Below are 12,928 nucleotides of genomic sequence, written 5' to 3' on the forward strand. Positions count from 1 at the left end.
CATTAATTCTGAATATTTTTTTGACTCAAGTTAGGAATTTCAATAGCCTAATATCCTTAAGCAATTAAGTAAGTAGGTCGGTACAAATAAAGCTAACTAGTTAAGGTCGTCATTAGTCATTGGTGAGCCAGCGCGCTCCAAAGGGGGTTTCCCCCATGTAGACGCCCGCAGGGCGGCTTCGGTGCAGGGTGCGACTGGCGTAGACGCCCGCAGGGCGGTGAGCAGCGCGCAGAAAGGGGGTTCTCCCCATGAGCGACTGCGTAGACGTGCGCAGCGCGGCTTCTCGCAGAGTACCCGAAGGGCTTCTCGCAGAGTACCCGTAAGGGTCATTGGTCATTGGTAAGGGTTTCAAGCATATTTATGTTTCGTAACATAGCTTGATTTATTTCCACTGACTTACTTAGTTGAGCAAAATTAAATTCATTTGTGGAAAAAGGGAACGGGGAACGGGGAACTCTTAACAGGAAAACAATGTGTGTAATTAATTTTGTCTGATTACCTAAGATAATTTTTATTTAATTTTTTGCGTAACTATACTCAGTCTCTTCATTTTAGATTAATGAAATTTAAAGAAAAAATTAAGTAAGTTTTAAATATAAATTAAGTATCGGTTAATAATTTAGTAGAATCTCATTGCTGTAGAAGTGCTAGCAGCCATAAAGTTCAGCAAACAACTAATTCAGCAGTACTTAAAGGAAGAACTTATACAATAATTGCCTATGCAGCAGTTGTAGTTTTGTTTACTGCATTCGCGATCGTTCTTACGAATGCGATTAGATACACAGTTCTTAATAGGAGCAATACCCAAAGAAATGTATACTCTGCTTGCAGTATCATCTTATTTACGTATATGCTGCTACAGAAATTAAAAGTCACAATTAACACCAATATCTAACGATAGGATTTAAAAGTTTGTATATTTAAACTCTGAAGATACCGTGACTCATCCTATATATACTGCTATCACCTTTGCTCCTGTGCAAGGGTTTATCGAAAAATCCCGGAAACTAAGAGACTTATATGGTGCATCTCTAATTCTGTCTCATCTAAGCAAAAAGATAGTTGATGCTGTTAATCAGCTTCCAAATTGTGAAGTTATATCTCCTGGACTGCCCAATTTAGAAAAGGGAATGCCAAATCGGATACTGATTAAAGGGGAATTGAGCCAAGATAAAGTCCAGAGGCTTTTGTTGGATGAGTGGCAGAAAATTTTACAAGTATGTCGGTCGTGGATAGATGATCCAGAAAATGGAAAATTACGCGAATTAGATTACTCCTGGGATAAAGAATGGCGAAACTGGGGTCACTATGCTTGGGAAGTATTTTGGGGACAGGGAAGCGGAAAGACAGAAGATGAAGGAATCATCTTGGCAATGGAGGACTTAGAAACTCGCAAACTCTCTCGTGCTTGGAAAGCAATTAATTGGATTGGAGAAAGTTCTAGTTTAACAGGTGCAGATGGAATAGCATTTCCTGGATTGGGCGCAGAAACTCGCAACCCTAAGCATCTGAATTATAGTTGTGAAAAAAAGGAAATCGAACAATTTTATCAACGTCTTGCAGAGGTTACTGAAGAGGTAGATAAATCTGACAATACAACAGAGGAATCAACAGAATCTGAAGATGAAAGTGAAGATGAACAGATAGAAGGTAAGTTTATTGATCCTAATGAAAAACTGAGTATCCCTGAATTAGTAAAACGTTTGGTGACTAGGGATGATATAGCCAACACTATTGGAATGGAGAAATTAGATAGAGGTTTTAAGGAAATTCAGCGTAAACCAACTAATAATAGACGAGGACAATGGACAGGTTGGTTTATGGGAGATGGCGATAAAGTGGGAGATAAACTCAAAGAAATAGCTAGACAAAGAGGAGAACAAGGAATAAAGGATTTCAGTTATGAAATGCGAAACTGGGGAAAAAACTTTTATAACAATTTTTATAAAGAAACTAGGTTAGGGCGAGTTATTTATGCAGGAGGTGATGATTTTCTCGGAGTAATTTATAGTAGAAATCCCAGAAAGCCCGTGAAGCCATTAGCTGCATTTGAATGGTTAATGACTTTGCGCTCTAAGTGGAGAGAAAATAAACAAGAATGTAACCAGGTTAATTTAAGTGTCGGGTTTGTGTGGGTTGCTGGTAGCGTACCCCAAAGGGATGTACTCCAACATTGCCGTGAAGCAGAGAAACTAGCAAAAAGTCGGGGACGCAATCGGGTGACAATTCGTGTTGTCTTCAACAGTGGACAATATGTGCAGTGGACTTGTCCTTGGGATTATTTGCATATTTTGAAGAAATATAGTGACCGAAATGGGGAATCAAATTGGAGTCACGTATACGGCGATTTAGCTCAACTTGATGCACGTCATGCCTTCGAGTTTAAGCCTTCAGCAATAGATTACAAATTTGCAATTGAATTTTTTGATCTTTATTTTCCTGGGGAAGGGGAATATTTAGAATCACATATCGACCATTTGGTTGGTGAGTACGATGATCAATACGATCGCGCTGTTGCTACAACCAATTGGATTCGTAATTTAATATACATCGGCTGGCATTTATGCTCAAATCCTTTGAATACCTGATTGCAATTCGCCCGTTAGGTATGATGTACGGGAGTAAAGGGGCGTTTTTGTCACCTGAAAATCTCGTTGGTCGTTCGGGAACCAAGTTTCCACCTGATGCAAGTACACTTTCTGGGCTAATATTTAGTGCGAATAAAATTAGCAAAACCTATACACAAGAAGAGTTACGTCATGAACTTGTAGTGGCGGGCCCATTTTGGGCAGACTGCGAGGATAAACAAGATTTTTATGTACCTATTCCCTGGCATCAAATTATCTCCGAACATGGAGTTGATACTTGGGTTATCCGTAATGGTCAATGGTATCGAGAAAATGCAGCAAAAAAGCTCGAACCTGACTATCAATGGCAAAAAATTGGTGCTTGGGGTAAACCAGCCCGCGTCATCAAATCAAACCAGTCGGCGGCAAAATCACCGTGGAAAAGCGTCAGCTTTTTACATCCGCAGATGGAAGTTAATCAACGCTGCGTCAAAAATTCGGGTGGTTTGTTTCTAGAAAGCGCGGTTCAACTACCAGAGGAATATTGTTTGGTTTACCTAGCGACTTATCCCATCGAAGCAGGATGGTATCGTTTCGGGGGTGAAAACCATATCGTCGAAATCGAGTGCGAGAAAATTACCCGCAAAAAGATACTCGAACTATTTGAGCAACCAATTGAACGTGCATTCGCATTAATTGTACCCGGTGTTTGGGGTTCGACGCGGTTTTCGCACCGCTACCCCCTTGAGTTTGAGGAAACCTTTGGCACGCCACTACTCTTAACCGATAAACCTATCCCCTACCGCTACCGCGCCACAGGTAGGTTAGGACGCGGACGTTACGCAGTTCCAGCAGGAAGCGTATATGTCTTAAATAAACCAATTGGTAAATCATGGCGGAATTGGGACGAAACGTGGTTTCCTAACGAAGGCTACAGCCTGCAAAAAGTTGGCTGTGGATTATGTCTACCTGTGAATATTGATGGAGTTGAGTAATGTACAAACGCGCACACGGTATCATTGAAACCCTTTCTCCACTGCACGTTGGTGCGGCAGCTGGAGAAGAAAGCGGTAATTTGAACCTGATTTTCCGCGACCAGTTCACCCAAACTGGTATTATTCCTGCTAGTTCTCTACGCGGTCGCTTTCGTGCAGATATGCGTCAATGTTTTGATGACGAAGCGCAAGGAAATGCACAGGTTAACTATTGGTATGGCGAAGCAGCGGACTCGGAGCGATCAAATGTCAATAACGAGTCTATCGTTAAATTTGAACACGCATCAATTATCTGGTTTCCCGTATTTAGTCCCGGACAACCAATGGTTTGGGTGAGTTCTCCCCGTCTCCTCAAACGCTACAAACGCATTACTGAAATGACTCAAGAAGTACCCGAACCTTATACCGGTTCTCGCAAGCTGAGGACACGCGAAGCACGGGGTCAAAGAACCTTGTTTTTTAACATCGGATTTTTGACAATCGATAATGGCATCACAAACCTATCGGCGTGGTTTCCGAATGGTGAAGAATTACCTGCGGTTATCGTTGATGATGCTGACATTGGGATGATTCACGACATGGCGCTTTATCGCCAAAGTCGAGTCAGGCTTAAAGAAGACCAAAAAGTAGTTGATGATAACGGATTTTTTAATACAGAAGCGTTACCAGAAGGAACGATTTTAGTGTTTCCAATCGCATTACGGAAAACGGACGCAACATGGAACCCTTTCAATGGTAAGCGGAAGGCTGAAATGTACCTTGGTGGACTAGAATCGATTGGTTTTGGATACTGCGAGTTGACACTTAAGGGGGTATAGGCATGAGTTGGTATCCGTATAATTTAGACCGTGAAGCACAGCGCCTTGTCCTCAAATACCGCAACGACGATGTGATTAAAGAATCGCACAGAATGCGGACAACGGTTGCATACGGTTTGGAAAGATTTTGGGGAGAACACTTACGCTTGTTGGCTAAAAGCGACGCCAAGGAACAAGCAAAAGGTAGGTATTGGTGTGAAACCTGGCAAAAGTTCGCAACTATTATGACGCGAACCGGGATTACTCTTCCCAAGAATAATGTTTCTAATCATGACACGGAACAGATTCAAGCTGTTGCCCAAGAACTTTGGAACCTTTCCCTTGAAGACCAACGAATTTGCTTGGCGGTGCTAACACAGTTCTGTGACAGCCTTGTGTGGTGGACGCAGCGATACAAGAGAACAGGAGAACGTGAATGATGACGCATAATGCCAATGAAGTTCCGTTAATGTTTCAAGCGCAGATATCAGGGCGCGGTCAAATGCAATATATCGATCGCCATCAAGAAAATCCAGCCTATCGCTGGGTGGATGAGTGGCTTGAAGGAACTGCACAGCGTCTACCAAATTTGCTGACAAAACAAAACACCGCAAATTTCCGTAAAAAAGAGTGTAAAATTACATGGAGATTTGTAACCAATAGTGGTAGTGATGCTGATTTTATTCGTCCTGTCATCGCTGCTAATGGGTTTCCATTCTATCCGGGTGCAAGCATGAAAGGTGCATTCCTACGGGCTTGTACTCACGAACAAGCACAACGGTATTGTGGTAGCAAGAATAAAAATGGTGACACTGAACCGGGAATTCTGCGATTTCATGGCGGATATCCGCGCGATGCGACGTGGCGCAACCAGTCTTTAGTCGATATTGTCCATCCACAACAACCCTGGCAAGTCAAAAATAATACTAAAGACGATGGAGCATTTGCACTCATTTCCTTGTATCAACCAACGCTCGTATTTGCAATATCGAGTAGCAACAAACTAGACGAAACTATATGGGAGGAAATTTGGCAGATTTGGGAAACCGCCTTGGAACGGGGAATTGGTTCCCGCACAAGTGCGGGGTACGGACAACCTGTAAAACACTCGCAAAACAAGTTGCTGAAAATTTGGTTACACGGACAAGGTTTAGCGTCTAAATTACTAGATGGTTCTGAAGAGTTCCGCCCTAATATGTTTAAAGCCGCTTTACGCGGACATACGTTAAGGCTTTTTGGCGGTGTCACCGATGCGGTAACAGCAGAAGACTTGACAAACGAACTTTGGGGAGGATTTAAGCGTGATGGTGCAGTGGCTGGGGTTTTAGGTATAGCTTTTAACTCCATTGAGTTGGAATTAAGTGAATATAGGTATAGAAACGATAATGGTAACTGGGTTTCAATGCCTACCTATGAGTTAGAGGAAGGAATTTTGACCTTATTTTCTACTTGCAATCTCTCAGAAAATGAAAGCAAAAGATTGAGAACCCTTGCAATCAACCTGATCAAATTTACTTTACTCCTGAGTGGGTTTGGTAAGTCATGGCGACGAGTTGACCATCGTATCTTTTTCAATGATTATGTTAGAAATCAGGTCAATCCGATGATTGGATGTCATTGGGAATTTACTGAATTGTCGAAAAAATTATATTATCCTATTAATAAATTAAGTGATATTACGGTTTTTTTACACAATCTGCGTGAAAGAAATCTAAGAGACTGGTTACAAATCAAACAAAAACCTTTACGCGACACACCAGCACCTTGGCGTGAAGCATGGCATCCTAATAACGTCGAAGTATGGGGACGCATTGCTAGAGATGAAGACGACTGTTTGGCGGTGCGCTGGTTTCACAGTAACTATAACACCAACGCCTCGATTAAAGGCTCAATTTTAACTGGAAGAATTAATCAAATTGGTCGGATTTGGCATCGCATGTATCCTCGATATATCAAGACGGAGGACGGTGACTTACAACGTCAAGGTGACGAATTTATCGAACTGTTAACAATTTTTCCCAACCGCGAAGATGAGAGAACACGGGGGTTTCTGGAATTCCTCGCTCAACACAGACGGTTTACTCAACTATATCCACAGGAGCGTAGACTATGACAACGTGGATTGTCACAACGGGTAACATCGACGTACAAATTCTACGCGATCGCAAAAATAACTGGGGTTCCTTATACAGTGATGTACGCGATGACCTTGTATGTAATGAATTTGCCAATCTCTCAAAGTTGAACCCTTATGACCGAGACTCAAACTACACCGCACCTGCCCGTGTTATAGGTTGTGTCTACGGTCATCGTCTCGATGATTATCAAGATTTAATATTTCCGTTGCTTGACACTTTTTGCCGTTATTTTCAGCAAAAAAATATCAAACCTGAACGAATTATAGTTTTGTTGACCGATCAATCACAGATTTTTTCTGAAGAACAGATACTTTATGCAAGTTGTCCTTACTGGCAAGATACATGTACTTTAAAACCTATTTTAACATGGTATTTGCATAAAAATTTAGGTATTAAACCAGAATTTGAGACTCTCGAACCGACAAAATTGAAGCACGGGTTAGACCACTGGAACGAAACTTTATTGATAGTCAAGCAAACATTTCAGAAGTTGAAAGATAATCCACTCAAAACCGTTTATCTGAGCCATCAGGCGGGAACACCAGCTATATCCTCAGCAGTTCAGTTTGTCAGTTTAGGACAGTTTAAGAAGGTTGAATTTGTTCTGAGCAATTACTACTATGATGATAACTACAATCTGCAATCTGAACCCGATATAATTCCTAGTTCGGAATATGGGCGAGGGATACAAATCCAAAAAGCGAAACAGTTAATTATTAGTGGATTTCCGGGAGCAGCACTCAAAATTTTAGAAGGAATTGAACGCATTAAGCCAAATATAATTACTGAACTTAACCAGATGGTTGATTTCTTCAACCTTTACCGTTCAGATACCGACACAAATGATGATTTAACCGTTGAAGCTTCAACACAACGAATTGTAGATAGTTTAGATTTGCTTGGAATTTTCTTCAGCCATAAGAATTACTTGCAAGGAATTGCATTATTAATGGCAGCACACGAAACTTTTCTTAAAGCTGCAATTTTGTCTAAAGTACAAAAATTAAATTCAACAATTAACTTAGAAGGAGTGATTTGGAGTGTTTACGATTTAGTGAAGTGGCTGCCTCTCGGCTTATTTTTAAATCAATCGCTTCAAAATGCAAGTATTGATACGAAAAAGCAAGCCTTAACTGCGGTTAATTTTCCCGTGATAAATTATCGCCTTGAATCAGATAGTGACTTTAATGTGACAAATAAAAATTTTGCACTCCTCGCATGGTTACAAGCATTAGAACCTAACATTGAGACCTGGAATTTAATGAAACGGTACTGCAAAAAAGAACCAGAATTTGATAAAGACCTTCGCAATCAACTAGTTCATAACCTTTGTGGAATGAAAGATACAGATGTTGTTAAATATTTGAGAGGTTCTAAAACAGAATGTGGTTCTGATGTGATGAAAATATATAATGAACATGTCAAAGAGCCATTTTTTAAAGCACTCCAGCTACTTGAATTGCCATTTACACGTGAAAAATTACAAAAACGCCTTCAAGAGATTGCTAATATGTTATAGGTGATTTATAAAGTGAATATTAAGGATCTCTAACCCTTACGTCGATTGTAGATTCCCCCTTAATCCCCCTTTTTTTAGGGGGGTTGTGGGGATCAGATTTTCTTTATAAATGAACTCTTAGAGTCAGTGACTTAGCTTTTTTTGTGTTAAGCGCGATCGCCAACGAAAGTTACGGTGCAGAAGAATTATCTCTTCTGTTTTTACTTTTAACTTTTATTTTTCACTTGTTTGACAAATCCACGCACCCCAGTAAAAGGGATGCTCAAGCGGTGTATCTTCTTCATAATAATCAATTTTACTTTGTGGTGATAATTCCTTTACTCCCAAAAGTTCTTTCAACACTTCCATACCCAAAGCAGATTGCCGCAATTTTTTTACCGTAATTTTACGTATATAATTTTGAGCATTCTGTAACGCTTCAGTACGCCCCATCCCTGATTGCAAATTATCAAAAAACCGATCCATCAATAGCGCAGTTGCTCTATCAGGCACTTTCCACAGGCTCATTACAAGTGTTTTTGAACCTGCAACAGCAAAAGCACGACGCAATCCAAATACACCTTCGCCAATTTTAATATCTCCTCTGGCAGTATCGCAGGCAGACAATACAGTCAGTTCGTTCGCCCACAAGTCCAAGCTGGCGATCTCCTGGGCAAAGACAAAGCCTTTACCTGCTTGGGGTGGTAGATTACCCCCAGATAACCAAGTATTTGCACCCGCAAGAGCAAGTCCAGAACGCATCATCGGGTTTTTTACCTTTGACACCTCAAAACGCTTGATCCCCAACTCTTCACGCTTCATCTTAGGTGGTGCTTGCGGCGAGTCGGGTAAAAATAAACCGTGAGTGGCGATGAGCATAACTTTGGGACACTTACTACTGGTTAGGTGGGTTTCAAGTGCTTGTGTTCCCATATATAACCGTGCATCTGGTAGCTTTTTGGCAACACTTTCACCAAGAAACCTTGTACCGATCGCGCGAGATAAAACCTCACCATCAAGAGTATCGATAAATTCTTCTCTCCCTGGTTCTTTTACTTCCTCAATCTTCTGCTCACTAGCCAAATCAAAATCTGGATCGGCTATTACAATAGGTGCATCCGCAGTGCGTGCAGTCTGTACTCTAGAACGGAGCATGTCCCGCCCGACACCTATATACGAGATGATGTATTCATCCATGAGCAGGTGCGTGCCCGTCTCATCAATTGGTAATATTTGAAACGGCAGTAAGTTCAGATTCCCATCCGGTGCAACGATCAGATGTTCATAACCTTGTACCACCTCACGGATCGGCTCAAAAAGCACTCGACTCAGTTGAATAGCTACCGTTGGATCGTATTGTTTAACTTGCAATTTAGGTAGGTCAGCGACTTTTCCCCACGCCAGGGTTTTTTTAGTTGGGTCACAAGCAAGCGATCGCAATGCTAAAATCAGCTCATCTATAGCTTCGGCTTCTCCTAAATCGATCATCTGCACTGCATCTGGTTGTCCAGTTCTTAAGACAAATGCCAGATAACGAGCAGGATGCCATTGTATTTCTCCTCTGGCTGGGATTGCATGAAAATGGAAGACATCGAACCGGACAAATTCAACTAATATCGCATTAGTTGGTAATGCTTCAGCCACTGCAAAGCGATCGCCAAGTTTCTCTGTTAATTGAATTTCTGGTACTTGAGCTGCTAGTTGTTTTTGTAAGTGGTTATATCTAGCCTCCAGTCCTGCTAACTCTTTCTGGTAGGTAGTGAAATCACTGATTTGAGGAGTAGAAAAAGTCAACTTTACCAACTGTGCATTCAAATCAGCCAGTTGACGAAACTGTTCTTGGAGATGGGGATAGCGATCGCTATATAAAGCTTCATTTTGAGCAGCCAGTGACGCGGCTGTTAAAGCTTTGCGTTTGAGGACAAAATCTAACGCTTGCTGCAAAGCATATTCTGAACTAGGAAGATGCTTGTAAATTAGAGAGAGAAATAAATCGAAACTACCTCTGATTTTCTCAATCCAAGCTATCCGGTCATTTTCTGAACTAAAAGCAAATACATTACTAATTAACTTATCATTGATTTCGCTGGCTTGAATGCGACATGACAAAGCATCAACAGGACGTTGAGTAGCAGCTAATAAAGTTGCTAAATTATTTAAACTAAATGCCACATCAGGATGATTATCTCCCAACAGAGACTTCCTCATCAATAAGGCTGCTCTATAATATTGTTCGGCTTCGAGATAGCGTCCAACAGACAAGTATATTTCTGCCAAATTATTTAAAGTGTTGGCAATATCTGGATGTTCTTGACCTAATAAAGACTTTCTGATCTTTAATACTTCTAAATGCATTTGTTCAGCTTGGTCATAGCGCCCCAGACTGCCATAAATTGTAGCTAAATTATTCATCGTGCTGGCTATTTGCGGATGTTGATTGCCAAACTGACTTTTGACAATCAACAACACTTCTAAAAATAATTGCTCTGCTTGCGTATATTTAAATTGAGCATCGTATAATACTCCTAAATTATTGAGACACGCTGCTACATCAGGATGCATTTCTCCCAGTAAGCTTTTACTCAGCGAATAGGCTTCTCGATAAAGTTCCTCGGCTTGGGAATACCGCCCTTGTAAACGATAAATTTCTGCGATTTTATTGAAACTGTCTGCAATATCGGGATGTTCTTGTCCAAATATATTCTTTCTAATTGCTAGAGCTTCTAAATATTTTTGTTCAGCATCCGAAAAACGCCCTTGCTCTTGATACAATCCACCCAAATGATTTAAATTATCAGCAACATCGGGATGATTTTTTCCATATATATTTTCGTGGAGCAATAATGCTGACAAATATTTTTCTTCGGCTGCTTGGTAGCGTCCTTGACATGTATAGAGAACTGCGAGATTATGTAAACTGAGGGCAATATCTGGATGTTTGGGAGTTAAGGAGCCTTGCCTGATAGAATCAGCTTCTAGATACACTTGCTCTGCTTGCATATAACGCCCTTGTAAAAGATAAATATCTCCTAAATTACTCAAGCTTTGTGCAACTTCTAAATGCTCGTTTCCAAATAAATTTTTGCGCATTGCCAAGGCTGTTAAATGCATGTTTACTGCATCTGTATAACGCCCTTGATTTTTATAAGTGTTAGCGAGATTGTTTAAGGTAATTGCCACATAAGGGTGTTCATCGTTGAGAGTTTTTTTAGATAGTTCCAATGCTTGGGAATAATTTTCTTCCGCTAGATAATAAAGTCCTTGGGAGTTGTACAACGCTGCTAAATTATTTAAGCTGACAGCAACATACCAATGCTCGTCACCCAGCAAATCTTTTCGCATTGCTAATGCTGCCAAGTGCATTTTTTCAGCATCCGAATAGCGTGCTTGATTTTCGTAAACTGCTGCGAGGTTATCTAAACTTTGAGCAATATCAGAATGGGATTCTCCCAATAACCGCTTTCGCATATTTAGTGCTTCTAGATGCATTTTTTCAGCATCTTCAAAGCGTCCTTGTTCTCGATAAACTTCAGCAATGTTATTTAAATAATTGGCGATTTGCTCGTGTTCATCACCTAGATGAAATTTGAAAATATCTAAAGCAGCAAAAAAGTTGTTTTCTGCTTCTAAATAGAATCCTTGAGAAACATAAAATACAGCCAGATTATTTAAAGCTTGTGCGACATCTGGGTGCGAATCTCCTAACAACTTTTTTCGCAAATCTAAGACTTCGGTATACAAGGGTTTTGCTAACAAGAAATATCCCTGCATCCGATATAATTCTGCGAGATTATTTAAACTATCTGCAAAAGTTTGATGTCTGCATAAATTCTTTCGTCCTATTTTTACAGCTTTTTTTGCAACTATTGTCGCTTGTTCAAATTTGCCTTGTCCAGCAAGTTGCACTACTTCTCGATTCAGTCGATCTATTTGTTCTAGAATTTCTTTCATCTACTGATTCCAGACACTTCTATACTTTTTACTTTTTACTTTTTACTTTTTACTTGCAGTAATCATATAATCTGTATATAAAATCTGACATTCTTCACTTTCATTTACAAATTCTAGTAATTGCCCCAGATGATTTTCTTTTAATGGTAAAGGATCATCACTGCCTTGGGGTAGCCAATCCAGGGTAGGCGCATCTTTGGTAATTACTGCTAAAATATGCTCCTTACCGGGGTTGCCTTCAATTGGGAAAGATGTGATGGGTGAACCCTCTTGTGGCAAGGTTGTTTTACCTGTATCTAGTTGTGGTTGAGGAGCAAAACACGAAGGACAAAAACACCACACTTGTCCAGATGTATCTTTTTGGATTAGTAATAGATATCCTGAACTTTCAAGATTGACTTCAAAGCGAATATGACTTCCTAAAGATACAGACTTTACATAAGGGCTATTCTCCTGCCAACCCCAACCCAATGTTTCTTTTTTTACTAGCACTAAACCCATTTTTTCAGTACGGGAACCCAGCGTTTGAAGTTGTTGCCAAAACTCTTCAACAGATGTGAGGAGTGTTTTTTGAGTTTCCTTTTCTTCCGGAATATCTGAATTGGATGATGCGACAATATCTTGCCAATCTAAATCAAGAATAGTACAGATTTCAGTGAAAATATTGTAACTAATGGGTATACCGTTGAAGAATTTACTGATAGTTGCCCAAGATGCAACACCTATATCATCAGCTAGCGCTTGTTGAGTCAAATTTTTACGCATGAGGGCATACTTAGCCCTTTCGATACCTTTGGGTGATGCAACCAGCGTCCGCTTTGGCATAAAGTCAATCAAGTTAAAAGATTGTTTGTTGGCGTTGCTGAACCCATGTATGAAAATGATTTCGTGTGATTCCAAAACTCTTGTAGAGACGTAGCATTGCTACGTCTCTACACTAGCCCTTTCAAGGTGGGTAAAAATCCTCAAAAAATTTCCCGAA

Annotated in this window: 8 protein-coding genes; 6 read left to right on the forward strand and 2 right to left on the reverse strand. The window is 40.4% G+C overall.

Translation table 11 applies throughout. The features are described 5' to 3' along the window. Positions 1-938: 938 nt before the first annotated feature. The 6 genes from FIS9605_RS0127740 to FIS9605_RS0127765 are packed head-to-tail and all read left to right on the forward strand — an operon-like array spanning position 939 to position 8,016. Entirely contained in the window at positions 939-2,588 is a 1,650-nt protein-coding gene (locus tag FIS9605_RS0127740) for a Cas10/Cmr2 second palm domain-containing protein (protein ID WP_026735491.1), read from the forward strand. Then, complete coding sequence (locus FIS9605_RS0127745; protein WP_035140284.1) at positions 2,564-3,562, forward strand: CRISPR-associated protein Cmr3; 999 nt, start codon at positions 2,564-2,566, stop codon at positions 3,560-3,562. The genes FIS9605_RS0127740 and FIS9605_RS0127745 overlap by 25 nt, the downstream gene beginning before the upstream one ends. Next, a complete protein-coding gene (locus FIS9605_RS0127750; RefSeq protein ID WP_026735493.1) occupies positions 3,562-4,380 on the forward strand; it encodes an RAMP superfamily CRISPR-associated protein in 819 nt (272 codons plus the stop codon). Before FIS9605_RS0127745 ends, FIS9605_RS0127750 begins: the two co-directional genes overlap by 1 nt. Positions 4,381-4,382: 2 nt before the next feature. Beyond that, positions 4,383-4,799, forward strand: coding sequence for a hypothetical protein (locus FIS9605_RS0127755; protein WP_026735494.1), 417 nt, complete (start codon positions 4,383-4,385; stop codon positions 4,797-4,799). Then, a complete protein-coding gene (locus tag FIS9605_RS0127760; RefSeq protein ID WP_331280976.1) occupies positions 4,796-6,472 on the forward strand; it encodes a hypothetical protein in 1,677 nt (558 codons plus the stop codon). The genes FIS9605_RS0127755 and FIS9605_RS0127760 overlap by 4 nt, the downstream gene beginning before the upstream one ends. After that, positions 6,469-8,016 (forward strand): hypothetical protein, encoded by a 1,548-nt coding sequence (locus tag FIS9605_RS0127765; RefSeq protein ID WP_026735496.1) that lies wholly within the window; start codon positions 6,469-6,471, stop codon positions 8,014-8,016. Before FIS9605_RS0127760 ends, FIS9605_RS0127765 begins: the two co-directional genes overlap by 4 nt. Positions 8,017-8,229: 213 nt before the next feature. Here the strand turns inward: FIS9605_RS0127765 and FIS9605_RS0127770 are convergent, their stop codons facing one another. Continuing rightward, complete coding sequence (locus tag FIS9605_RS0127770) at positions 8,230-11,946, reverse strand: CHAT domain-containing tetratricopeptide repeat protein (RefSeq protein WP_026735497.1); 3,717 nt, start codon at positions 11,944-11,946, stop codon at positions 8,230-8,232. A 42-nt stretch (positions 11,947-11,988) separates the two neighbouring features. Further along, a complete protein-coding gene (locus FIS9605_RS0127775) occupies positions 11,989-12,771 on the reverse strand; it encodes a DUF4384 domain-containing protein (RefSeq protein ID WP_026735498.1) in 783 nt (260 codons plus the stop codon). Between the last annotated feature and the right edge of the window lie 157 nt (positions 12,772-12,928).

Source organism: Fischerella sp. PCC 9605, from assembly GCF_000517105.1.
Taxonomy (GTDB): Bacteria; Cyanobacteriota; Cyanobacteriia; order Cyanobacteriales; family Nostocaceae; genus PCC9605.